This is a genomic window from Polaribacter sp. Z014, assembly GCF_023555435.1.
Lineage (GTDB): Bacteria > Bacteroidota > Bacteroidia > Flavobacteriales > Flavobacteriaceae > Polaribacter.
In genome coordinates this window covers 794,118-818,356 of sequence record NZ_JALCZP010000001.1, presented here as the reverse complement: position 1 = coordinate 818,356, position 24,239 = coordinate 794,118, and the positions used below count along the sequence as shown (strand labels likewise).

Below are 24,239 nucleotides of genomic sequence, written 5' to 3'. Positions count from 1 at the left end.
GTTCCCCATAATAATTTTACGCCACTTTCTGCTTTTTTTCCTTTAATGTAATCTGTAATGGTATCTAATCTTTTTTCTGATTCTGCAAAGGTTGCGCCTTCTTGCACTAAATCGGCATCATGAAAACAGAAATAATCAAAACCCATTTTGTTAATAAACTCAAAAGCGGCATCTGCTTTGTCTTTTGCTGCTTGAATTGGGTCTGCTGCCTGATCCCATGCAAAATTTTGTGTTCCTGGTCCGAAAGGATCTCCACCTTGTCCGCAGAATGTATGCCAGTATGCAATAGCGAATTTAAAATGCTCACGCATTGTTTTTCCTGCAACTACCTGATCTGGGTTGTAGTATTTAAATGCTAACGGATTGTCTGATTCTTTACCTTCGAATTGAATTTTGTTGATTCCTTTAAAATATTCTTTACTTGCCATTTTAAAATTGTTTAATTGTTTATGTGTTTAATCGTGTAATTGTATTCTATACTGCTTTTGCGTTAGGGATTGCAGTGGAAATCCTTTTTTTGAGGTACGAATAAAAAGATTGGAATGAAAAGCCCGACCTTTTTAGGGAACGCCCAAATACTATTTATTTAATACGAGTTCTAATTCTTTTTTCCAATTATTATAAGCTTCTTGATATGGTTTTTTATCTTTAAAAGGCATAAATGTCATTACGTGATCATTGTCCATAATTGCTTTTCCAAAAGCTTCAAAATCGCCTTTATGTAAATCTGCCGCTCTCGCTGCTCCAATAGCACCTGTTGTATTATAGATTTCTATTTCTTGTTCTATTAAAGTGGCCACTGTATTTGCAAAAATTTCTGAACGAAATAAGTTATCATTACCCGCTCTAATAACACTAGGTTTAATTCCGTCTGATTTTAGAATCTCCATTCCGTACACAAAAGAGAACGCAATACCTTCTAGGGCTGCTCTACATAAATGTCCTATATGGTGATTGTTAAGGTTCATGTTTACAATACGAGTCCCAATTTCTTTATTATTCAACATTCTTTCAGCTCCATTTCCAAAAGGAATTAAGCAAACACCATCTGAACCTACTGGAATTTCGGAAGCCAAATTATTCATCTCTTCATAAGAATCCACTGCCAAGTTATTTAGTAGCCATCTGTATTGAATTCCGGCTCCATTGATACACAATAATTTACCAATTCTTGGGGCTGCTCCTTTTTGATAATTTACGTGCGCAAAATTATTTACTCTTGAGCTTTCTTTGGCTGATAAACTATCGGTAACGGCATATACCACTCCTGATGTTCCTCCTGTTGCCGCAACTTCTCCAGGATTAAATACGTTTAAAGACAAGGCATTATTAGGTTGATCTCCTGCTCTATAATAAATTGGAGTTCCTGCAGCAATACCACTTTCTGCTTCTCCTTTATCATCTACTAAAGATTGAATTCCGAAGGTGTCTACAATATCTGGTACTAAAGATTTGTCAATTCCATAATATTCTAAAAGAAAATATGCAATGGTATCGTTCTTAAAATCCCAAAAAATTCCTTCTGATAATCCTGAAATAGTGGTATTTATTTTGTTTGAAAATTTATAAGCTACATAATCTCCGGGTAACATAAATTTATGAATCTGACTGTAAATCTCCGGCTCATTTTCTTTGACCCATTTTAATTTTGATGCGGTAAAATTGGCTGGAGAGTTTAATAAATTGGAAGCACATTTTTCTTCGCCAATTTCTGTAAAAGCATTGTTTCCAATTTCTACGGCTCTAGAATCGCACCAAATAATAGATTTACGAAGCGGATTTCCCTTTTTATCAACCAACACCAAACCATGCATTTGATATGAAATACCGATTCCTTTTATTTGGGTTCTACTTATATTGTATTCTTTTTTCAGCTTCGTGATTGCGTTACAAATATGTAGCCACCAATCGTTTGGTTTTTGTTCTGCCCATCCATTTTTTTGAGCAAACATGCCCATTTCTTCTTTTGGTTCTTGTACAACTCCTAAACTTTTTCCTGTTACTACTTCTACTAAAGCCGCTTTTATAGAAGAACTCCCAATGTCTAATCCTAAATAATACAAACCTTCTTGTTTTAAGTTAAAAAAAATGGCTTAACACAGTTTATAATTCTTAAGCCTTTTATCGAGTAATAAAATTACTTTTAAACACAATAAGCTACTAACAAAAAACGTGCATGATGTATTATAGAATATGCAAATTGCCCTATTAACAAAGAAAAAAATTAGATTACCTCTTATTATAGACAGGGAGAAGATTAAAAAATCAGAAAAACTAAAACGATTATTTACGTAAACTTTACAACCTTAATAATTCAATTTTCTATTGATTTTATTTGGAACGCAAAGCTCTCTTATTTCATTTCTTTCAATAAAAATACTTTTTGGCTTCTCTGTTATAAATTTGGAAGATCTTTTAGTCATTCTAGATCAAGAATAAAACCTAGGGAGAATATTCTCTTTGAAAAAAAAAGTAATTAGATTTTGAATACAGAATTAACCAGTTATTTATTGCCCGAAGGGCTATTAGAATATTTTGATATTGTAGCAGATAATACTACCTATAATTAAACTCACTTCTATTTAGACAGTAAAAAACATAGTTCCAAAAAAATGCCACTGTTAAATAGAAATAATTTTAAAATCAAAGTTCTTCCTTCTTATTTTACTCCAAAACTTTTTGTGTTGATGCGTCCAGTCCAATATCTTTTTTAGAGATGCTTTGAAAATAATTTAGATTAAAACCAAATGCAAGTATTTATTAGCGGCAGTAATTCAGTTTTGAAAATTAACTAATTCTGTACCTATTGTAATAAAAAAAGGCTTCACATTTCTGTGAAGCCTTGCTATACTTAGTAGCGGGAACTGGACTCGAACCAGTGACCTTCGGGTTATGAGCCCGACGAGCTACCTACTGCTCTATCCCGCGTTGTAATTTCAAAAATAACTTCTTAGCTTTTAACTTTCGACTCATAAACTCGACCCGTTATTTCCGGGTGCAAATATACGACTTATTTAAAGTACTGACCAAATTATTTTAGATCTTTTTTTTAATTATTTTTTAATACACTAAATTCTAATCAAATATAAAAAGGAATTACCTTTGCATCATGACGCATAAAGCAGGTTTTGTAAATATTATCGGAAATCCTAACGTAGGTAAATCAACATTGATGAATGCCTTAGTAGGTGAAAAATTATCTATTATCACATCTAAAGCACAGACAACGAGGCATAGAATCTTAGGAATAGTAAATGAAGACGACTTTCAAATAGTCTTTTCAGATACTCCTGGTATTCTAAAACCTGCCTACGAACTGCAATCTTCTATGATGGATTTTGTAAAATCTGCCTTCGAAGACGCAGATATACTAATCTATATGGTAGAAATTGGCGAGAAAGAATTAAAAAATGAAGCTTTCTTTAAAAGAATCATCCATAGTGAAATTCCTGTTATTTTATTATTGAATAAGATTGATAAGTCTTCGCAAGATGAAGTTGAAGAAAAAATCGAGTACTGGAGAAATAAAGTACCCAATGCAGAAGTGTTTGTAATTTCTGCACTAGAAAAATTTAATGTACCTGCCGTTTTCGAAAAAATAAAAGAACTATTACCAGAAGGTCCTGCTTTTTATCCGAAGGATCAATTAACGGACAAGCCAGAACGTTTCTTTGTAAATGAAAAAATTAGAGAAAAAATTCTAATGCATTACAAAAAAGAAATTCCATATTCTGTAGAAGTAGAAACAGAAGAATTTACAGAAGAAGAAAACATTGTAAGAATTCGTTCTATTATAATGGTAGAAAGAGAAACTCAGAAAGGTATTATTATTGGTCATAAAGGATCTGCCCTAAAACGTGTTGGTGCTGAGGCAAGAAAAGATTTAGAAAAATTCTTTGAGAAAAAAGTCTTTATAGAATTGTATGTAAAAGTCAACAAAAACTGGCGTAGCGATAAAACGCAATTAAAACGATTTGGATATAATCAAAGTTAATAAAAGAACACTCCTTTATATAGCATAAAGATTGCTATTAAAATTATCATTCCCGCTACTTATATTCTACTTTAATAAGTAACGGGAATTTAAACTAATTTTTTATTGCTCAATAATAGTTATTAATAAATCGTGTAATTCTTTCATCTGACCTTTTCCGGTTTCTTTCCCTATACTTCCTAAAAAGTACAACAATAACCATATTAAAGGAAGGGCCACCAAAATTGCAATAGGAAAGATTAAACTTTCTCCTAAACGATGTTTTACATAAGCAAAAACTGCAAAACCTAAAAACAACGTTGCCACCACAAAATGGACAAACATAAAAAGAGTCCAAACTTGTGGTTTTGGACCAAATAATCCTTTTAACGTAGACGAATTTTCATCCACCTTTTCTACCTCAAAATGCAATTGAGGCGACCAAAAATGACTCTTCTTTACTGGAATATCAATAAAAACATGTCTTTCTGCTACTCTGCTTCTATATTTACAAACATCACTTTTTAGATACGTAGTAATTCTTTGTAGTAATTCATCAGGATTCTCTTTTATATCAATAGAAAATCTTGGACGTAAAAAAAAATCACTATTTCTTTTTTCTTGAACATTCATTAGTTTGGTATTATTTTTTAAATGTAATCAAAAATTACGTTTTGTTAACAAATCAATCAAATTTCACCTAATAAACAACCTATTTCTTTACAAATAGACTAAAACACTAATATTTACTTATAATTAGCTTAACATTAATTTCAATATTTGGAAGCATTTTTGCACAAAAATAAAAACCAAATAATGAAAATTTTACAAAAACTTATTTTAGTAACTTTATTATCAATAATAGTAAGTTGCCAAAATAATTCAGAACCAAATTTATCACCCGTAGACACGTCTGTTAATTTTACACATAAAACGACTATAAATGTTGGTGGCGAAGGTGCTTCAGAAATTACTGCCTTTGATAAAGTATCAAAAAAACTTTTTACTGTTAATGTAGAATCGGATGAGATTTCTGTAAACAACATTAGCAATTTAAGCGCACCTATAAGAGAAACATCTATAGATTTAAGTTCTTATGGTTCTCCAAACAGTGTTGCTATTTCTGATGGAAAATTAGCGGTTGCTGTAGAAGATCACATAAAACAAAATCCAGGAAAAGTATTAGTTTTCAGTACTGCAGATAACTCTTTATTAAACCAATATACAGTTGGTGCTTTGCCAGATATGGTTAAGTTTTCTCCTGATGGAAAAACAATTGTTTCTGCAAATGAAGGAGAGCCTAGTGATGATTACACAAACGATCCGGAAGGAAGTGTAAGTATCATTAATTTAGAAAACAATACCGTAACTACTTTAGGATTTACTAGTTTTAACAATCAAGAAGCAGCTTTAGAAAGTAAAGGATTTAGAGTTTTTGGCCCTGGCGCAGACTTGGCTAAAGACGTAGAACCAGAATATGTTGCTATCTCAGAAGATTCTAAAACCGCTTGGGTTTCGTTACAAGAAAACAACGGAATTGCAAAAATAAATCTTCAAACAAAAACCATAGAAGAAATTTATCCCTTAGGTTATAAAGATTATTCTTTAGCAAACAATTCTATAGATGCAAGTGATAAAGATGATGTTACAGAACTAAAAAACTGGCCAGTAAAAGGTATTTATATGCCAGATGCAATTGTGTCAGTAAAAATTAATGGTGCAGAGTATGTGATTTCTGCAAACGAAGGAGATTCTAGAGACTATGATGGTTTTAGCGAAGAAGTTAGAATGGATGATTTAGTTTTAGATGAAACCGTTTTTCCTGCATCTAATGATTATTTAAACAAAATAAATTTAGGTAGATTAAAAACGACTACCACTTTAGGAGATGCAAATAATGATGGTAAAGTAGAAGAATTATTTAGTTATGGAGCCCGTTCTTTTAGTATTTGGTATGCAAACGGAAGTTTAGTATATGATAGTGGAAATAGCATTGCAACAGAAACTTTAGCCCAAACTCCAGATAGATTTAATGATGGTGATAAAAGAAGTGATGATAAAGGAGCAGAACCAGAAAGCGTAGAAGTATTAAACCTTGGCAACCAACGTTACATTTTATTTGTAGGTTTAGAAAGAAACGATCAAGTTTTAGTCTATGACATTACCAACCCAACGGCTCCTCAATTCTTACAAATCCTTTCTCATTCTGGTGATGAAGCTCCAGAAGGATTGTTAGTTATTTCTGCAGATGATAGCCCTACAGGTAAAGATTTATTAGTAGTTTCTAATGAAGATAGTGGTACTATAACTATTTTTGAAAACAACTAATTACCAATTAATTTTTAAAAAATTAAACCAGCAAAGCAATTTGCTGGTTTTTGCTGTTTTAAAGACTTTGTTTTTAGCATCTTTCTTACAACCTTAAATTGTATCTTTGCAAAAATTTTCAATAGAGATGAACAGTATTGTTGCCATTGTAGGAAGACCAAATGTAGGAAAGTCAACGCTTTTTAATAGATTGGTGCAAAGAAGAGAAGCCATTGTAGATTCTGTAAGCGGAGTTACAAGAGATAGACATTATGGAAAATCTGACTGGAATGGAAAAGAATTTTCTGTGATAGACACTGGTGGATATATTACGGGTTCTGATGATATCTTTGAAGGTGAAATTAGAAAACAAGTAAATCTTGCCATAGAAGAAGCAGATTTAATTGTTTTTGTAGTAAATGTAGAAGACGGAATTACACCTATGGATGCGGAAGTTGCGAAACTTTTACGCAAGGTTAAAAAACCAATTTTTACGGTAGTTAATAAAGTAGATAATGCAATGCGTGAACCAGACGCTATAGAATTCTATAACTTAGGTTTAGGAGAATACTATACAATTGCTTCTATTAATGGAAGTGGAACTGGAGAATTATTAGATGCGTTAGCAGAAAAAATGCCAGCTCCAGAAGAAGTAGATTTAGAAGAAGTAGCTTTACCAAGATTTGCTGTTGTTGGAAGACCTAACGCAGGAAAATCATCTTTTATAAACGCTTTAATTGGTCAAGATAGAAATATTGTAACCAATATTGCGGGTACAACAAGAGATTCAATTGATACAAAATACAATCGTTTTGGTTTCGATTTTAATTTAGTAGATACTGCCGGGATTCGTAAAAAATCTCGTGTAAAAGAAGATTTAGAATTTTATTCTGTAATGCGTGCAGTACGTACCATAGAATATTCTGATGTGATTGTTTTAGTGGTCGATGCTACTCGTGGTTTTGAAGGTCAGGATCAAAATATATTTTGGTTGGCAGAGAAAAACAGAAAAGGGATTGTTATCTTAATTAACAAATGGGATTTAGTTGAGAAAGAAACCAACACCATGCGAGATTTTGAAGCAATGGTTAGAAAACAAATTGAACCATTTACAGACGTGCCAATTGTATTTATTTCTGCATTAACAAAGCAACGTTTGTTTAAAGCAATAGAAACAGCTGTAGAAGTTTTTCAAAAAAGAAAGACTAAAATACAAACAAGTAAGTTTAATGAAACAATGTTAGAGATTATTAAAACATCTCCACCTCCTGCCATAAAAGGAAAGTTTGTTAAAATTAAATATTGTTTACAATTGCCTACACAAACACCACAATTTGTATTTTTCTGTAACCTACCGCAATATGTAAAAGATTCGTACAGACGTTTTCTTGAAAACAAATTAAGAGACATTTACGATTTTTCTGGAGTACCAATTACTATATATTTTAGACAGAAATAGAAATATACTGTAACTTTTGTTACCTTTATACGTCTAATTGATTAGTAATATTGTAATATATTTTTCTTTTATAAGGCATGAAAATTATTAAATCGAGGTTAGTTTCTGAAACTGAATTACCATTACAACTAAACGTATCTTTTAACAAGGTTTTTAATTTGTTTAAAAAGTATGCGGATATAGAATATGCAAAACATCCGTACCATAGTTCTGCTAAAGAAATGGTACAACTTATTAACAAGCATCCAGAATTAAAGGATGGTTTTTCAGACTATACTTTATTAGAAAAATATAAAGAGCAAATAGACTTACTGCTAAACCCTTTATTTCCAGAACCTTTATTGTTAAATGAAATAAAAGCAGCAAGTATTCCTTTCTCTTTTACTTCTTTTAAATTTACAGATCGTTTTGAAAAAATTATTAAGAATGCAGGTGAAAATTTCGAATTAAATGTTCGTAATTTTGAGGATGGCGGTATGTATATTATGGCATGTACATTTATTTTAAGCTACGTTTATGATTTTAATGTAGATGTAAAAAGACCCTTTTATTTTGACATTCCAGACAATACGACCGGAACAATAAAATATTACAGAACTACTTTTAATGCAGATTTTTCTGAAGTTAAAGCTACAGAAAATGCACCAAAAATAACAAAACAAGATTTTAAAGAATTACTTAATAATTTTGATAATATAGACTTATGGAAAGAAAAATTCCCTCCAAATAGCTATATTTTTAAAGGCTTTGGTATTATTAGTTTGTTCGATGTTACTTCCGAAGAAATGCTTTCATCAATAAAAGCAAATCTATTAGAAGGTGGGCAAGATTTAATACCAAAACTACAAAGCAACTTAAGAGATTTTTATAGTATAAAAGATTTAAAGCTAGGCTATTCTTTTTTTGACAATATTAATACCAAAGTTTGTGAAACTAAGGTAAATAAATCTCACAGTTTAATATTAAATCATAGTTCAGAAATTAATTGTGATTCAGGTTACTTTTGCAACACAATAATGCAAAAAGTTTTTAAAAACCATGAAACTTTTATTATTTCTGATGTAGCCGATTATGGAGTAAAAACAAATCATAATCTTTTTTCTAAGAACCTTCAAGAAAATGGAATTCAGAGTATTATACTAATTCCCATAAAAGCTACTAATAATGGCGACTTGGCTTTATTAGAAATAGCATCACCAAGAGCCTACGATTTAAACTCTGTAAACATCAATAAATTAAAGGATATTATTCCTGTTTTTGAAGCTGCTGTAAAAAGAACTTCAGAAGAGCGTCAGAATGTTTTAGAAGCTACTATCCAAGAGAACTATACATCTATACATAGTTCTGTAAAATGGCGTTTTTATGAAGCTGCAGAAAAATACCATGCAGAAAGACAAACAAATAGAGACGCAAAATTAGATCAAATTGTGTTTAATAACGTATATCCATTGTTTGGTCAAAGTGATATTAAAGGATCTTCTATTGCTAGAAATAAAGCAATTCAAGAAGATTTAACTACCCAGCTAACCTTAGCAATTACAGTACTAAAAGATGCTTGTAAAACAGAAAAATTACCCATTTATAATGAGTTAATGTTTAGAGTAGCATCTTATTTAAACGATGTAAAAAAAGGTTTAAATGCTGGTGATGAAGTAAGTATTTTAGATTTTTTAAGTAGAGAAATATACCCTGTTTTTAATCATATTAATAGCATTAGTACAGAACTTTCTCAGAAAGTAAGTGTTTACATGAATCGTTTAGATAAAAATCTAAAGGTGGTTTATGAGAAAAGAAAAGAGTACGAAAACAGTGTAACCCTCTTAAATGATAAATTAGCTCAGTTCTTAGACAACAAACAAAAGCAAGCACAAGATATGTTTCCTCATTATTTTGAGCGATACAAAACAGATGGTGTAGAGTACAATATGTATATTGGACAATCTATAACTAAGAGTAAAACTTTTGACGATTTGTACCTGTACAACCTTCGTTTATGGCAATTGCAAACTACTTATGAAATGGAAAATATAGCATTTTATGAGCGCAAAAACATGAAACATGATTTACAAGTTGCATCTTTAATTCTGGTACATAGCAACGCAATGGCTATCAAATTTAGAATGGATGAAAAGCAGTTTGATGTAGATGGTGCTTACAATATTAGATACGAAATTATTAAAAAGCGAATTGACAAAGCAAACCTAAAAGGAACAAACGATCGTTTAACGGTTCCTGGAAAAATTGCCATTGTATATTCTCAAGATAAAGATGCACTAGAGTACATTAAATACATCAACTATTTACAATCTAAAAATCAGTTAGGCAAAATAGAATTTTTAGAATTAGAAGATTTGCAAGGTGCCTCCGGATTAAAAGCATTGCGAGTAGAAGTTAAATATCAAAAAGATTTTAACCAAAACAAAACAATTACTTTTAATGATTTAATTAAAGAAATAGAAGCTTAATTTTAACACGATAAGACATTTTATACATTTGAAAAAAACGTAATAAAACGTCTTATTTTACATTATTTTCTGACATAAAATTAAACCAATAACACTATGCTGATTGCACTCTAAAAGAAATGGCAAATGCAATTACTGTTACTATAATACCTGTCATAAAAACAGCATATGTAATTCTTAAAATTTTATATTTTTTATTTAAAACAAGTCCTAAAAAGTATAAATCTTTGGTTAAAGAACTATACAAATACTCTCTATCTTGCATCATCTCTTGAATTCCCCATTCAAAATCGGGCAATTTCATTTGATGAAAATTTCCAAAAAACAAAAGATTTACTTTCTTATTAGCAACATCTTCTTTGGTAAACTTACCTCTTGTTACATTTGGTCTTGTCGCTAAAATAGACAATACAATAGAAACTACTGTAAAAAGAACAAATATAATAGTAGGTATAATTAAATAACTGTTAGATGGTTTATCTAATTTTGGTATTAAATTAGACATTGCTAAAGAAATAATAATAGCATTTACAGAAAGTAAAATATTGGCTTTTGTATCTGCAATATTACTTAACGTCATATGGTTTTTTAAAGCAACTCTAAACATCGTTTCCACGCCTCTTTCGGGCACTTCACTTTTATTTTTTTTAATTTTTAAAGCCTCTTTTTTCTGTTTAAACTTTACTAAATCGTCTTTTACTTTATGTTGTTTTTTTAATAATTTTGATAGATTTTTCTCTTTTCCTTTACTCCATTTTTTTAATGCATAGGCTGTATAATAACGATGTCCTTGAGTTAAAAAATCGACATTTAATGTAATCCATTTTGTATCCGAAAACTTCTTATTTTCTATATTTTCCCATTCTTTTCTTAACAACTCTAATTTGTCTTCAAAACCTTTACTGCCTAAATGAGCACAATCTGCATCCATCATAATTCGCTCTAAATCATTATCAGGTTTATACCCCATTTTAGTAGCTAATATCAGCTTAGAAATCACCCTTACCCTTTCTGCTTCAATATTTTTATCTTTTAAAAAGTGTGTAAGAATTTTCACACTTTCTTCTTCATGATTTGTTGCTCCTTTTATAAAACCAGTATCATGAAACAATGCTGCAAGTTGTAAATTCTCTTTAGAAACTTCATCAACCTCTAAGTTTTCTGCAAGCTCTATAACATAAGCAACAACATTTTGCGTATGTGTAATATTATGATACACATAAGTAGCATCTAATTCTTTGTTTAATAAATTAAAAACGTGCTTTTCTGCAGCAACAATTAATGTTTTCATTGTAAAATTATTTTATAAATAAATAGGAAGAAATGATCATTCGTTCTGCTACTTTATCATTATTGGTCGTAAATTTATGTTTTGCTTTCAACGGGTTACAAATTAACAATTATTTGTAAGGTAACAAGTGTTTTTACGTCTAAAAAAACTGATAGCATTATAGTACTAATTTAAAAAGAAAGGAAACAAATATGCTTACTTGGAAAGAAATTATCAACTTTAGTGTAAAAGGAAATCCAACTCCAGATAAAAGAGTTGAGAAATCCGAAAAGGAATGGAGAGCTCAATTAACGGCAGAACAATTTAGAATTACAAGACAAAAAGGAACAGAAAGACCAAATTCTGGTGCTCTGTGTAGTATTTATGATGAAGGCCAATATAACTGTGTTTGTTGTAATACGCCTTTATTTGATTCTACCATAAAGTTCGATTCTAGTTCTGGATGGCCAAGTTTTACGCAACCTATTAAAGAAAATGCCATAAAATATTATAAAGATGTTTCTTTTGGTATGGTTAGAGTTGAAGTGATGTGCAATACGTGCGATGGACATTTAGGACACGTTTTCCCTGACGGACCAGAACCAAGCGGTTTACGTTATTGCATTAACTCTGAATCGATGGTTATTGATAAAAAATAATTTAATTTAAAAACAATCTAAGGTCATTCTAAACGAGGAGGAATCTCAAAATCATCGAGATTATTGGTATCGTCTAAATGACAAGGAACATATAAATGAATAAAAACTTACAAATAGCCACTGTAGGAGGTGGATGTTTTTGGTGTACAGAAGCTGTATTCCAAGAAGTAAAAGGCGTAGAAAAAGTAGTTTCTGGTTATGCTGGTGGTAATGCTCCAGGCAAACCAACCTATAGAGAAATTTGTTCTGGTTTAACGGGGCATGCAGAAGTTATTCAAATTACTTTTGATGCAGATATTATTTCTTACGAGGATATTTTGGTCGTTTTTATGACTACGCATGATCCTACAACAATGAACCAGCAAGGTGCAGATAGAGGAACTCAATATCGTTCTGTGATTTATTATCATGATGAAAATCAGCAAAAAATTGCAACAGAGGTGTTGAAACAAATTCAACCGTATTATACAGGTACTATTGTTACCGAATTAACTGCATTACCTATATTTTATGAAGCTGAAGATGCGCATCAAAATTATTATAGAGAAAACACACAACAAGGATACTGCAGTTTTGTTATTGAGCCAAAATTGGCTAAATTGAGAAAGTTACATGCCGATAAATTAAAATAATAAAAAAAGGTTCTTAGGTTATTTACTACTTAAGAACCTCTTTTTTAACCAACAACTTAATTAAAATGACTGAAATTTCACTATACGGCGCAGATTGGTGTCCAGATTGCAGAAGAGCAAAAACGTATTTAAATGAGAATAATATCGATTTTACGTTTGTTGATGTAGATTTAGATAAGGAAGCAACTGCAAAAGTAGAAGCTATTAACAACGGTAAACGTATTATTCCTACACTTATAATTAGAGGAAAATCATACACAAACCCTAACAACTTAGCATTGGCTTCCGTTTTAGGAATCAACGAAGTTGGTAACGTTCAGTTATTTGGTGCAGATTGGTGTCCAGATTGTAGAAGAGCAAAAAGCTTTTTAACAGATAATGGTATCAATTTCGATTTTGTGGATGTAGACAAATACGATTGGGCAACTAAAAAAGTAGAAGAAATTAACAACGGAAAACGCATTATTCCTACCGTTTTAATTGATGATGTACCATACACAAACCCAGATAATGTAGAATTAACAGAACTTCTTTCTATCAATGTAGAAAAGGAGCATAAAATCTTTGATACGATTATTATTGGTGGTGGAGCTGCAGGTTTAACAACTTCTATTTATGCACAAAGAGATCGTTTTGATACGTTAATTTTAGAGAAATCCACCATAGGAGGAAATGCTTTTTTAACAGAAAAAATTGAAAACTATCCTGGTTTTACTTCTATTTCTGGTCCTAAATTAATGGAAAAGATGGAAGAGCAAGCGAAAACATACGGAGCCGTTATTAAAACAGGTGAAGAAGTTGTCGGTATCGAAAAAAAGGATAATTTATTTTTAATAGAAACAAAAGGAACTACCTATTTAGGTAAATCGGTTGTTTTATCAACAGGTTCTACATATAGAAAACTAGGCATCCCTAATGAGGAAGAATTAGTTGGTTCTGGAATCCATTTTTGTGCAACCTGCGATGGCGCATTTTATAGAGACAAAGATATTATTGTAATTGGTGGAGGAAATTCTGCTTTAGAAGAAGGTATCTTTTTAGCTGGCTTTTGTAAAAGTGTAAAAATAGTGCACAGATCAGAACATTTTTCTGCATCAGAAACCTATGTAGAAAAATTAGCGAGTATTAATAATATTTCTACCTATATGAATAAAACTTCTTTAGAATTTATTTCTGATGAAAAAGAATTATTTAAGGCTTTAAAAGTTAAAGACAATGCAACCAACGAAGAGTCTTTATTAGAAGCAGATGGTGTATTTATTTTTATTGGATTGATACCAAACACACAATCTTTTAAAGGAATTGTAGATTTAGACAGAAGAGGTTTTATACAAACTACCGCATTGGCACAAACTTCTGTTGATGGAATTTTTGCTGCCGGAGATTGTAGAGAAGGTGCAATTGCTCAAGTAGCTGCTGCCACCGGAGAAGGTGTTTTAGCGAGTTACGGAATTAGAAGTTTTTTAAAATAAAATGATTAAATTATTTGGCACAGAAAGCTGCCATAAAACCCAATATTATAAAACATTCTTAGAAACGCGTAATTTAAATTACGCGTTTTTAGATGTAAAAAAGAATGAACTTTTTGCAGAAGAATTACGTAACTTGTATGAAAATAGAAAGCTAAATTTTCCTACAATTACTATTAATGATAAAAAACTAAGAAATCCTTCTGATAAAGACTTGATTAAATGGATTGACATATTATGATGAAATTAAATATAAAAGACACTTTTACTTCAACATTACCTTCAGATTCTAATTTAGAAAACTCAAGGAGGCAAGTAGAAAATGCTGCCTTTTCTTTTGCTAATCCTAAGAAAACAGCAAAACCACAAGTTTTACACGTATCACCAGAAATGGCTAATGAATTGGGTATTTCTGAAGAAGATTTAAAATCAGAATTTTTTAAAAACATCCTTACCGGAAATGAAATTTATCCGGACACAAAGCCTTTTGCTATGTGCTATGGCGGACATCAATTTGGCAATTGGGCAGGACAATTAGGAGACGGAAGAGCCATTAATTTATTTGAAGTTGAACATCAAAATAAGAACTGGAAAGTACAATTAAAAGGTGCAGGCGAAACTCCGTATTCTAGAACTGCAGATGGTTTGGCGGTTTTACGATCATCCGTAAGAGAATATTTATGTGCAGAAGCTATGTTTCATTTAAACGTACCAACCACAAGATCTTTGTCTTTAAGTTTATCTGGAGATCAAGTTTTGCGTGATGTTTTATACGATGGAAATCCGGCATATGAAAAAGGGGCAATTGTTTCTAGAATTTCGCCAAGTTTTTTACGTTTTGGAAGTTTTGAGATTTTTGCAGCTAGAAAAGACACAGAGAATTTAACGAAGTTAGTTGATTACACCATAAAACATCATTTTACGCATTTAGGAGCTCCATCAAAAGAAAGTTATATCAACTTTTTTAAAGAAGTTTCTGAGAGAACTTTAAAGATGATTATCGATTGGCAACGTGTGGGTTTTGTACACGGAGTAATGAATACGGACAATATGTCTATCTTAGGTTTAACCATAGATTTTGGACCTTACGGATGGTTGGAAGGTTTCGATTTTGGCTGGACACCAAATACAACCGATAGTCAACACAAACGCTACCGTTACGGAAATCAACCAAATATTGGTTTATGGAATTTGTATCAATTGGCCAATGCTTTGTATCCAATCATTGAAGAAGTAGCACCGTTAAATACAATCTTAGAGCAATATAAAATCGATTTTGAAATACAATCTTTACAGATGATGAAATCGAAGTTAGGTTTGGTCTCTTCGGATGAAGACGATTTAAAATTGATACAAGAATTAGAAGATACTTTGCAATTGGTAGAAACAGACATGACTATTTTCTTTAGAAATTTAAGTAATTTTACGGAGGAAAAATCAGGTTTCAAATTGATAGAAAATGCTTTTTACGATTTAGAAAATATTTCTGAAGAAGTAAAAAACAGATGGAATACTTGGTTTAAAAAATATGCTGATAGACTTGCTATAGAACACGTTTCATCCGAAGAAAGAAAAGAACAAATGGATTTGGTAAATCCTAAATATGTGTTACGTAATTACATGTCTCAAATGGCAATTGATGAAGCTGATAAAGGAAATTACACTTTAATAGATGAATTATTTCAACTCTTAAAAGAACCATATGCAGAACAACCAGCAAACGAAAAATGGTTTGCAAAAAGACCAGAATGGGCGAGAAACAAAGTAGGTTGCTCTATGTTATCTTGTAGCTCTTAAAACTATATACAATTAAGACCTCACAGGTTTTAAAAACCTGTGAGGTCTCTTAAAATAATACAAATATGAAATTAGGATTAGGAACCGCAGCTTTAGGAAGACCACAATACATTAATGTCCGAACAGAAAGCTGTGACAACTCCAACTTAGCTGAATTTAGAAAACACAGTTTTTCTGTATTAGAAGAAGCGTATAATTTAGGAATTCGATATTTTGATACCGCTCCTGGTTATGGTTTGGCAGAAGAATTATTATTAGAATGGGTGCAAACTAAAAACGACAACACTATTGAAATCGCCACAAAATGGGGCTATACCTACACGGCCAATTTTGATGTTAACGCAACGGTTCATGAAGTAAAAGAACATAGTTTGTCTAAGTTAAATGAGCAATGGGATTTTTCTAAACAACTCCTGCCCTATTTAAAAGTGTATCAAATTCATTCTGCAACTTTAGAAACTGGTGTTTTAGAAAATAAAGAAGTCTTAGAATATTTAGCTTATTTAAAAAAAGAATTCAACCTAAAAATAGGATTGACCACCACAGGAACCAACCAGGTTGAAGTAATTAAAAAAGCACTGAATGTTTTGGTTGATGGAGAGCAAGTATTTGATGTATTCCAAGTAACTTATAATTTCTTAGACCAAAGTTTACAAAAAGTAATTGCCGAATTAACTCGTCAGAATAAATCGATTGTCATTAAAGAAGCTTTGGCTAATGGACGAGTTTTTAAGAATGAAAGCTATCCGAATTACAATAAAATGTATGCAACTTTAGAAGGTTTAGCTAAAAAACACCAAGTTGGTGTTGATGCTATTTCTCTAAAATATTGCGAGCAAACAATTCCGGAAAGTATTGTTTTAAGTGGAGCAAGCACAACAGAACAACTAAAAGAAAATCTAAAACTGAATTATTTTACCTTGTCTGCTGATGAAATTGAAGTCTTAAATACTTTAAAAGTTGATCCAGAATCTTATTGGTCAGAAAGGAAACAACTGACATGGAATTAACCAAAATTGCTTTTGGTAGTGGTTGTCATTGGTGTACAGAAGCTGTTTTTCAAACTTTAATTGGAGTTGAAAAAGTGGAACAAGGTTGGGTTGCATCCATAGAAAAAAATAATACATTTTCTGAAGCTGTTATTGTTCATTTTGATCTTGAAAAAATCAATTTAAAAACATTGATTGAAATCCACTTATTAACGCATAAAAGTACAAGTAATCATTCTATGAGAACAAAATATCGTTCTGCCGTATATTATTTTACACATCAACAAAAAGAAAAAAGTTTAAAAATAATAGAAAAGTTACAAGTCAGTTTTAAAGATAAAATAATAACAAAAGTATTAACGTTTAAAGAGTTCAAACCGAATACCGCTGAATTTCAAAATTATTATCAATCAAATCCAGATAAACCTTTTTGTAAGAATTACATCAACCCAAAGTTGACATTCTTATTACAAAAATTCTCAAAGAACATTGACAAACGTAAAGTTAGTCACCTTATTCCGACTACCTAAAAAACAGAAGCATGAACACTATTAGATTAGAAATTGAAAATAAAAAAGGCTTAAAATTACAAGCGTATTTAGAATTACCTGCAAATGAAAAACCGAATCAATTTGCCATTTTTGCACATTGTTTTTCTTGCAATAGTAATTTTAATGCCGTAAAAAATATCAGTCGTTCTTTGTCTAATCATGGTTTTGGCGTTTTACGTTTCGATTTTACAGGACTAGGAAGAAGTGAAGGCGAATTTGCTGAAAGTCACTTTTCTGCCAATGTAGAAGACTTATTAGCGGTGAATGATTTTTTAGAAAAAAACTATAAAGCACCTTCTTTATTAGTCGGTCATTCTTTGGGTGGAGCAGCTGTTATTGTAGCAGCTTCAAAATTAGCAAACATAAAAGCGGTTGCCACTGTTGGCGCACCTGCAACTGTTGGGCATGTAACCCATTTATTTTCACATGGAACAGAAGAAATTCCAGAAAAAGGAGATGTTGAAGTAAAAATTGGAGGTCGTCCTTTTAAAATAAATCAAGAGTTTGTAAACGATTTTGGCAAAACCGATTTACCTAAAATCATTAAAAACTTACGCAAGCCAATTTTGGTAATGCACGCTCCTTTCGATAAAGTAGTCGGAATAGAAAATGCACATGAAATTTATCATAATGCCATGCACCCAAAGAGCTTTATAAGTTTAGACGATGCAGATCATTTATTGTCAAAACCATCTGACAGTATTTACGTTGGTAATATGATTGGTACTTGGGTGGAGCGCTATTTTGAACCTGAAGAGAACAATATGATTTCTACCGAAGGTGAACAGTTGGTTGGACATTTAAACTTATTAGAAGATAATTTCACAACATCAATTCAGACTAAAAAACACTCGTTTATTGCTGATGAACCTGCAAGTGTTGGTGGTGATGATTTTGGTCCTTCTCCGTATGACTTTTTAAGTGCAGGTTTGGCTGCTTGTACTGTAATGACCTTAAAAATGTATGCCGAACGTAAAAAATGGGATTTACAAGAGGTTTTTGTTTATATCACCTATTCTAAAAAACATAGTGACGATTTAAATATTGATGTAGAAAAACCAACTCATTTTGATCATTTAAAGAAGAAATTAAAGTTTGTTGGCAATCTAGATGATAAACAAAAGCAACGTTTAAAGGAGATTGCTGCTAAATGCCCTGTTCATAAAACCTTGTTAAGTGATATTATTATAGAAACAGAAATCGTATAACCAAAAACCACAATTTATGAGCATTCTAACAAATATTAAAAATTACTTTAACGATAAAGCGGAAGGAAATACTACAAAAAAAGCACCTGTTGGTCTTTGCCCAAATTGTTGGGAAAAACAAGAATGGGAAGGAGAATTCTACAAGCAAAATAAAGGAAACAAATTACTAGGAGATGATCAAACCTATAATAATTTTATAAATAAAATTGTAGAAAATAATATTAGTGGCATTACTATAAATAAAGACACGTATCAGTGTGAAACTTGTAAAATTGGCTATAAATAGCAGGTTAAAATATATTACCACCGTTTTAAAAGACCTATAATCGTTAAATTTTAGCAAAAGAGTTAAAAGTTTATGATATAAGGATAATTTGAATAGAAATAGCAAGTTACATTTGCTCAACTAAAATTGTATGTAACAGTGTCTAAAAAAATAAAGAATAAAAAATATCGCTTTTTAAGAAGATTCTTGCGAGTCCTTTCAGGCTTTTTTATTTTTATTACGCTATTGATTCTATTTATTAGAAGTCCGTGGGGACAAAGTATTATTGTTGATAAAGCAATAAACTATGTTACCGGTAAAACAAACACTAAAATTACTGTAGACAAACTATTTTTAACTTTTAAAGGTGGTTTGCAATTAGACGGTTTGTATGTGGAAGACACCAAAGGAGATACGTTGTTGTATTCTAAATCTTTAGAAGCAAACCTACCTCTTTGGGGAATGATTAAAGGAGGTGCTGTTGGTGTAGACAATTTAGAATGGAATGGTTTACGTGCCAATATTATAAGAAAAGACAGTCTTTCTGGGTACAACTTTCAGTTTCTAATAGATGCATTTGCATCAGAAGAACCAACTCCTGTTGTTGAAGAAACAACTTCGGAGCCTATAGATATTGTTCTTGGAAATATTAATTTATCAAAAATTAATGTTGTTTTTAAAGATGATGTAATAGGAATTGACAGTCATTTTAAAATTGGATATCTAACGGCCAATATGGATAAAGTTGATTTGCGAAAAATGATTTTTAATGCTGATGAAATTTCTCTTTCTGATACAAATATTAAACTAATTCAGAAAACAGTAGCTCAAGACACCACAACTACAGCATCTGTTTTACCTTTTTTATCAGCGAATAAAATTTCTTTAAATAAGGTAAAAGCGTATTACGAAAACCCTGATGATAAATTAATTGTTGATGTATATATTGATGACTTTTATACAGAAATCCCAGGAATTGATTTATCAACAAACAAGATTAACCTTACTACTTTACAACTAAAAAACGCTGATATTCTTTTAAAAACTGTTTCAACTAATTCGGCTGTTTCAGAAACAACTACAAATAATACTGATTTTGTTTGGCCAGATTTTGAGGTTCAAATAGACGATATTAATATAGAAAACAACAAGATTCAGTATTTTGTAAATAATGAAAAGGTTGTTAAAAACACTTTTAATCCGAATGCGATCGTTTTAGAAAACTTGACACTAAAAGTTGCTGATATTTTCTTAAAAGACAGAAAAGCAGGTTTACAATTAAATGCATTTAATTTTGAAGAAAAATCTGGATTCAATTTAAAAGAATTCGCATTAAACACAAAACTTAGTGACAACGAATTTGAAGTTTCAGATATAAATATTCAGATTGACAAAAATAAAATCTCTGGTTTTACAAAAGCAAATTACAAATCAATTTCGCAATTAATTTCATCACCAGAAAAAACAAATATTCAATTAAAAATACCATCGTTTAGTCTTTGGTTAGAAACTCTTTTTAAGTTTCAACCAACATTAAAAGAGAACGAATACATTAATAAACTAAGTAAAAGAAGCCTTACCGGAACTGTAAATATTGATGGTTCTTTGGCTGATGTAAACATTTCTAACACCAATATTAATTGGGGTAATTTCACAAAAATTTCTTTAGACGGAAACTTTAAAAACGTTACCGATACAGATAAATTACAACTGAACATTTCTAACTTTAAAGCAAAGACAAAACGAAATGATCTTTTACAAATTGTAGATGAAAAAGCATTAGGTATTCATTTACCGGAAGACATTTTAATAACGAGCAACATCAATGGTACTTTAAGTAATATTAGTACTAATACACAAATAAAGACATCGCAAGGTATTGCTACAATTAAAGGAAACTTTAAAAACGGAACTAAAATCAACTATACTACCGATATCCAAATTGAAAATTACAATGTTGGTACTCTTTTAATGAACCCTAAGTTTGGTGAATTAAGCATTACTCTAAACTCTAAAGGAAGTGGTAAGAATATTCAGGATTTGGACGCCACTTTAAAAACGACTATTTCTAAGTTTCAATTAGAAAACTATCCCCTTAAAGACCTAAATATAGAAGCCGAATTAAAAAACGGTAAAGGAACATTTTCTTCCAACTATAAAGATGATAATTTAAACTTAGACCTAAATGCGAATGTAAATTTAGATTCTATAAACACCAAAGCAACTGTAAATCTAAATCTAATTGGTGCAGATTTAGAGGCGCTTGGTATCATGCAGCGTAAGGTAAAGACCGGATTAAAACTTTCTTTAGATTTTAAAGGAAACGCCGAAAGTTACACGCTAAAAAGCAATATAAAAAATGGTGTGGCCGTCTATAATAATAGCACCTTTTTGGTAGGAGACTTCACTGCAAATACCTTTGTAGACAAAGACACAACAGCTGTTTCTATCAAAAATAAGATGATTGATTTAAATTTAGAATCAAACACAGACCCACAAACTTTTAGCACCGCTTTACAACGTCATGTTGCTAGTTATTTTTATAGAAATGTTACTGTTTCTGACACTATTAAAAGCCCTGTAAATTTAAAATTAAAAGCAAAAATTTCTCAAACGCCACTTTTAAGAGATGTCTTCTTGGTTAATTTAAAAGATTTAGACACCATAAATATTGATGTGGATTTTAAAGAGAAAGAAAGAAAACTGATTGCTAATATTACGGCTCCTCACATTAATTTTAGCGATAATGAACTAGACAGTTTGGCTTTTTCTATGCATACAGATAAAGAGGATTTCAACTTTAATTTAGGATTTAAGGAAATTACCGCAGGCCCTTTAAATGTGCCAAAAACTATAATTACCGGAACCCAAAAAGACAACGAATTATCTCTTAATTTTTTAGGTTTTTATAAGGGAGAAAAATTGATGAATGTAAACACGTCCATCACTGGAAATAGCGATAAATTAAAGTTTACCATAGACAAAGACAGTTTATTATTGAATAGCAATAATTGGAAAATCCCTAAAACCAATGCCATTATTTTTGAGAATGATAAACTAACATTTTCCGATTTTAAAATAAATCTTGGAAATCAATCTATAGAAATTACAGATGAAATTCCGCGTATTGCTAATGATCATATTGCCATCAATTATAAAAACTTTGAGATCAATGAAGTTTTCAATTATTTAAGTCCCGAAAAAGAAATTACAACCGGAGTTTTAAATGGCGATTTTATTTTAGAACAACCTTTTGGTGATACTGGTATTATTGCCAATCTAAGCATTAGTAAACTACAAGTTTTAAAAACAGACTTTGGTAAATTAAGTGTAGATGCAAAGTCTTTAGAAAACGGAAAATATGATTTTAACGCATCCTTAAAAGAAGGAACAGTAGATTTAGATTTAAAAGGTGACTATTTGGTAGAAAATAATGATGCTAGTTTAAATTTAGATTTACTAATTAACGATTTTAAAATGAAAGCTTTAAACACACTTTCATTAGGCGAAATTAAAGAAACTTCTGGTAGTTTTTCTGGAGATTTTAAAGTAACCGGAAAAACATCTGACCCAAAATATAAAGGAAGTTTACATTTTACAAATGCAGCTTTTAAAGTTGCAAAATTAAATGCAAAATTCAATTTAAAGGATGAAACTTTACAGGTAGATAACAGTGGTTTTAACATGTCTAATTTTACCATATTAGATGCAGAAAAAAACGCACTCGTAGTTTCTGGAGACATTAAAACCAAGAGTTTTATAAACCCTACATTTAATTTAGATATTAAAGCCAATAAATTTAGAGTGCTAAATGCAACAAAAGAAGACAACGAATCTCTTTACGGAAAAGTATCTTTTAATGTGGATGCAAAACTAACTGGAAATTTGCAAGTCCCTAAATTAAATGCAAAATTAGTAGTTGGCTCAGATACCGATGTTACTTATGTGTTGCCTTCTAGCTATACAAATATAGAAGAAAGAGAGGGGGTTGTTGCTTTTGTAAATAGAGAGAATCCTGATGCAATTTTAACACAAAAAGAAGAACAAACTGCAACCGTTACCGGGTTTGATGTAAAAGCATTCCTAAAGATTGATAAAAAAGCAGCCGTTAAAGTTATCATTGATAAAAATACTGGCGACAACTTTAAGGTTTCTGGTGATGGTGATTTCATCTTTCAAATGACGCCAAATGGGCGTTTGTCTTTAACAGGTGCTTATGAAGTTGCAAGCGGACACTATGAACTTAACTTATACAATGTTGTTGATAGAAAATTTGTTTTAGTTCCAGGAAGTAGAATTTCTTGGTCCGGAGATCCTTTTGATGCCAAGCTAGATATTCGTACAACGTATACTTTAAAAACCTCAGCGTCTGATATAATGGCCTCACAAATTTCAGGGGAAGATTCATCAACAAAAAATAAGTACAAACAAGTATTGCCTTTTAATGTGTATTTAAATATTGGTGGCGAATTGTTACAACCAAAAATATCTTTTAATTTAGACATGCCAGAAGAGCAACAAGGTGCCATTGGCGGTCAGGTTTACGAACGTGTGCAACAAGTTAATCAACAAGAAGACGAGTTAAATAAGCAAGTTTTTTCTTTACTTGTTTTAAGTAGATTTTACCCAGATACGAGTAGCGATGGTAGCTCGGGTGGTTTTGCTACAATTGCTAGAAATAATTTAAATGATGCTGTTTCAGGGCAATTAAATGCTTTTTCCGATAAAATTTTGGGAGGTTCTGGTATCGAATTAGATTTTGGATTAAATAGTTTTACAGATTACCAAGGAGACGCGCCAACAGATAGAACACAATTAGATGTTGCTGCTCAGAAAAAATTATTTAATGATCGTTTAACCGTAAGAGTTGGTAGCGAAGTAGACATACAAGGAAGTAGTTCTACGGAAGAGAAATCTCCATTAATTGGTAACGTGAGTTTAGAATACAAAATTACAGAAGACGGTAGATATAGACTTAAAGGTTTTAGAAAAAGTGAATTCGAAAATGTAATAGACGGCCAAATAATTGTAAACGGAATTGCCTTAATTTTCACCAAAGAATTTAATGAATTTCAGCAACTTTGGAATTCTATTTTACGTTCGAAAAAGGAAAAAGAGAACACAAATAAAAAGGAAAACAAAACAGCGCCAAAAACAAGTAACGCTGATAATTTAGAAAATAAAAAGTAACTAAA

The 24,239-nt window shown here is 31.1% G+C and carries 17 protein-coding genes, 1 tRNA gene and 1 pseudogene; 14 read left to right on the top strand and 5 right to left on the bottom strand.

The features are described from left to right. From MPF19_RS03600 to MPF19_RS03590, 3 genes and pseudogenes are all read right to left on the bottom strand, one after another. Positions 1-428: pseudogene (locus MPF19_RS03600) on the bottom strand (xylose isomerase); the annotation flags it as partial. A gap of 150 nt (positions 429-578) precedes the next feature. After that, positions 579-2,063 carry a xylulokinase gene (locus tag MPF19_RS03595; protein ID WP_249986794.1) on the bottom strand — a complete coding sequence of 495 codons (1,485 nt, stop codon included), beginning with the start codon at positions 2,061-2,063 and terminating at the stop codon, positions 579-581. A 792-nt stretch (positions 2,064-2,855) separates the two neighbouring features. Further along, positions 2,856-2,928 (bottom strand) — tRNA-Met (locus MPF19_RS03590). 181 nt (positions 2,929-3,109) lie between these two features. On the opposite strand from MPF19_RS03590, the gene era reads away from it, so the two are divergent. Further along, positions 3,110-3,994: a GTPase Era gene (gene era, locus MPF19_RS03585; protein ID WP_203394320.1), complete on the top strand. Its 885-nt coding sequence runs from the start codon at positions 3,110-3,112 to the stop codon at positions 3,992-3,994. A 102-nt stretch (positions 3,995-4,096) separates the two neighbouring features. Here era and MPF19_RS03580 read toward each other — a convergent pair whose 3' ends face one another. Then, positions 4,097-4,606, bottom strand: coding sequence for a GTP-binding protein (locus MPF19_RS03580; protein WP_249986793.1), 510 nt, complete (start codon positions 4,604-4,606; stop codon positions 4,097-4,099). A 183-nt stretch (positions 4,607-4,789) separates the two neighbouring features. On the opposite strand from MPF19_RS03580, the gene MPF19_RS03575 reads away from it, so the two are divergent. From MPF19_RS03575 to MPF19_RS03565, 3 genes are all read left to right on the top strand, one after another. Further along, positions 4,790-6,301, top strand: coding sequence for a choice-of-anchor I family protein (locus tag MPF19_RS03575; protein WP_249986792.1), 1,512 nt, complete (start codon positions 4,790-4,792; stop codon positions 6,299-6,301). A gap of 127 nt (positions 6,302-6,428) precedes the next feature. Further along, positions 6,429-7,739, top strand: a complete 1,311-nt coding sequence (gene der, locus MPF19_RS03570) for a ribosome biogenesis GTPase Der (protein WP_203394317.1) — start codon at positions 6,429-6,431, stop codon at positions 7,737-7,739. Positions 7,740-7,816: 77 nt separating this feature from the next. Then, the gene (locus tag MPF19_RS03565; protein WP_249986791.1) at positions 7,817-10,204 is read left to right on the top strand and encodes a GAF domain-containing protein; all 2,388 of its coding nucleotides are present in this window, start codon (positions 7,817-7,819) and stop codon (positions 10,202-10,204) included. Between the two features lie 94 nt (positions 10,205-10,298). On the opposite strand, the gene MPF19_RS03560 is transcribed toward MPF19_RS03565, so the two are convergent. Next, positions 10,299-11,495: a Pycsar system effector family protein gene (locus MPF19_RS03560; protein ID WP_249986790.1), complete on the bottom strand. Its 1,197-nt coding sequence runs from the start codon at positions 11,493-11,495 to the stop codon at positions 10,299-10,301. Between the two features lie 191 nt (positions 11,496-11,686). Here MPF19_RS03560 and msrB point away from each other — a divergent pair, with 191 nt between their 5' ends. The 10 genes from msrB to MPF19_RS03510 all read left to right on the top strand — a co-directional run bounded on the left by msrB (position 11,687) and on the right by MPF19_RS03510 (position 24,234). Further along, positions 11,687-12,133, top strand: a complete 447-nt coding sequence (gene msrB / locus MPF19_RS03555; RefSeq protein ID WP_249986789.1) for a peptide-methionine (R)-S-oxide reductase MsrB — start codon at positions 11,687-11,689, stop codon at positions 12,131-12,133. Between the two features lie 95 nt (positions 12,134-12,228). After that, positions 12,229-12,765, top strand: a complete 537-nt coding sequence (gene msrA, locus MPF19_RS03550) for a peptide-methionine (S)-S-oxide reductase MsrA (protein WP_249986788.1) — start codon at positions 12,229-12,231, stop codon at positions 12,763-12,765. 65 nt (positions 12,766-12,830) lie between these two features. Next, positions 12,831-14,237: an FAD-dependent oxidoreductase gene (locus MPF19_RS03545; protein WP_249986787.1), complete on the top strand. Its 1,407-nt coding sequence runs from the start codon at positions 12,831-12,833 to the stop codon at positions 14,235-14,237. Between the two features lies 1 nt (position 14,238). Continuing rightward, positions 14,239-14,475, top strand: coding sequence for a glutaredoxin family protein (locus tag MPF19_RS03540; RefSeq protein ID WP_249986786.1), 237 nt, complete (start codon positions 14,239-14,241; stop codon positions 14,473-14,475). Next, the gene (locus MPF19_RS03535) at positions 14,475-16,031 is read left to right on the top strand and encodes a protein adenylyltransferase SelO (protein WP_249986807.1); all 1,557 of its coding nucleotides are present in this window, start codon (positions 14,475-14,477) and stop codon (positions 16,029-16,031) included. The genes MPF19_RS03540 and MPF19_RS03535 overlap by 1 nt, the downstream gene beginning before the upstream one ends. A 65-nt stretch (positions 16,032-16,096) precedes the next feature. Then, the gene (locus tag MPF19_RS03530; RefSeq protein ID WP_249986785.1) at positions 16,097-17,041 is read left to right on the top strand and encodes an aldo/keto reductase; all 945 of its coding nucleotides are present in this window, start codon (positions 16,097-16,099) and stop codon (positions 17,039-17,041) included. Beyond that, positions 17,032-17,550 carry a peptide-methionine (S)-S-oxide reductase gene (locus tag MPF19_RS03525; RefSeq protein WP_249986784.1) on the top strand — a complete coding sequence of 173 codons (519 nt, stop codon included), beginning with the start codon at positions 17,032-17,034 and terminating at the stop codon, positions 17,548-17,550. The genes MPF19_RS03530 and MPF19_RS03525 overlap by 10 nt, the downstream gene beginning before the upstream one ends. 11 nt (positions 17,551-17,561) lie before the next feature. Beyond that, entirely contained in the window at positions 17,562-18,779 is a 1,218-nt protein-coding gene (locus tag MPF19_RS03520; RefSeq protein ID WP_249986783.1) for a bifunctional alpha/beta hydrolase/OsmC family protein, read from the top strand. 16 nt (positions 18,780-18,795) lie between these two features. Beyond that, positions 18,796-19,065 (top strand): hypothetical protein, encoded by a 270-nt coding sequence (locus tag MPF19_RS03515; RefSeq protein ID WP_249986782.1) that lies wholly within the window; start codon positions 18,796-18,798, stop codon positions 19,063-19,065. Between the two features lie 225 nt (positions 19,066-19,290). Then, complete coding sequence (locus MPF19_RS03510; protein ID WP_249986781.1) at positions 19,291-24,234, top strand: translocation/assembly module TamB domain-containing protein; 4,944 nt, start codon at positions 19,291-19,293, stop codon at positions 24,232-24,234. Positions 24,235-24,239: the final 5 nt, after the last annotated feature.

What these genes read in the sequence shown, in the direction of transcription:
- MPF19_RS03520 (WP_249986783.1), top strand. Translation starts at nt 17,562, where the DNA reads ATGAACACTATTAGATTAGAAATTGAAAATAAAAAAGGCTTAAAATTA.
- MPF19_RS03560 (WP_249986790.1), bottom strand. Translation starts at nt 11,495, where the DNA reads ATGAAAACATTAATTGTTGCTGCAGAAAAGCACGTTTTTAATTTATTA.
- MPF19_RS03545 (WP_249986787.1), top strand. Translation starts at nt 12,831, where the DNA reads ATGACTGAAATTTCACTATACGGCGCAGATTGGTGTCCAGATTGCAGA.
- MPF19_RS03525 (WP_249986784.1), top strand. Translation starts at nt 17,032, where the DNA reads ATGGAATTAACCAAAATTGCTTTTGGTAGTGGTTGTCATTGGTGTACA.
- MPF19_RS03575 (WP_249986792.1), top strand. Translation starts at nt 4,790, where the DNA reads ATGAAAATTTTACAAAAACTTATTTTAGTAACTTTATTATCAATAATA.
- der (WP_203394317.1), top strand. Translation starts at nt 6,429, where the DNA reads ATGAACAGTATTGTTGCCATTGTAGGAAGACCAAATGTAGGAAAGTCA.
- MPF19_RS03535 (WP_249986807.1), top strand. Translation starts at nt 14,475, where the DNA reads ATGAAATTAAATATAAAAGACACTTTTACTTCAACATTACCTTCAGAT.
- era (WP_203394320.1), top strand. Translation starts at nt 3,110, where the DNA reads ATGACGCATAAAGCAGGTTTTGTAAATATTATCGGAAATCCTAACGTA.
- MPF19_RS03515 (WP_249986782.1), top strand. Translation starts at nt 18,796, where the DNA reads ATGAGCATTCTAACAAATATTAAAAATTACTTTAACGATAAAGCGGAA.
- MPF19_RS03540 (WP_249986786.1), top strand. Translation starts at nt 14,239, where the DNA reads ATGATTAAATTATTTGGCACAGAAAGCTGCCATAAAACCCAATATTAT.
- MPF19_RS03580 (WP_249986793.1), bottom strand. Translation starts at nt 4,606, where the DNA reads ATGAATGTTCAAGAAAAAAGAAATAGTGATTTTTTTTTACGTCCAAGA.
- msrB (WP_249986789.1), top strand. Translation starts at nt 11,687, where the DNA reads ATGCTTACTTGGAAAGAAATTATCAACTTTAGTGTAAAAGGAAATCCA.
- MPF19_RS03530 (WP_249986785.1), top strand. Translation starts at nt 16,097, where the DNA reads ATGAAATTAGGATTAGGAACCGCAGCTTTAGGAAGACCACAATACATT.
- MPF19_RS03565 (WP_249986791.1), top strand. Translation starts at nt 7,817, where the DNA reads ATGAAAATTATTAAATCGAGGTTAGTTTCTGAAACTGAATTACCATTA.
- msrA (WP_249986788.1), top strand. Translation starts at nt 12,229, where the DNA reads ATGAATAAAAACTTACAAATAGCCACTGTAGGAGGTGGATGTTTTTGG.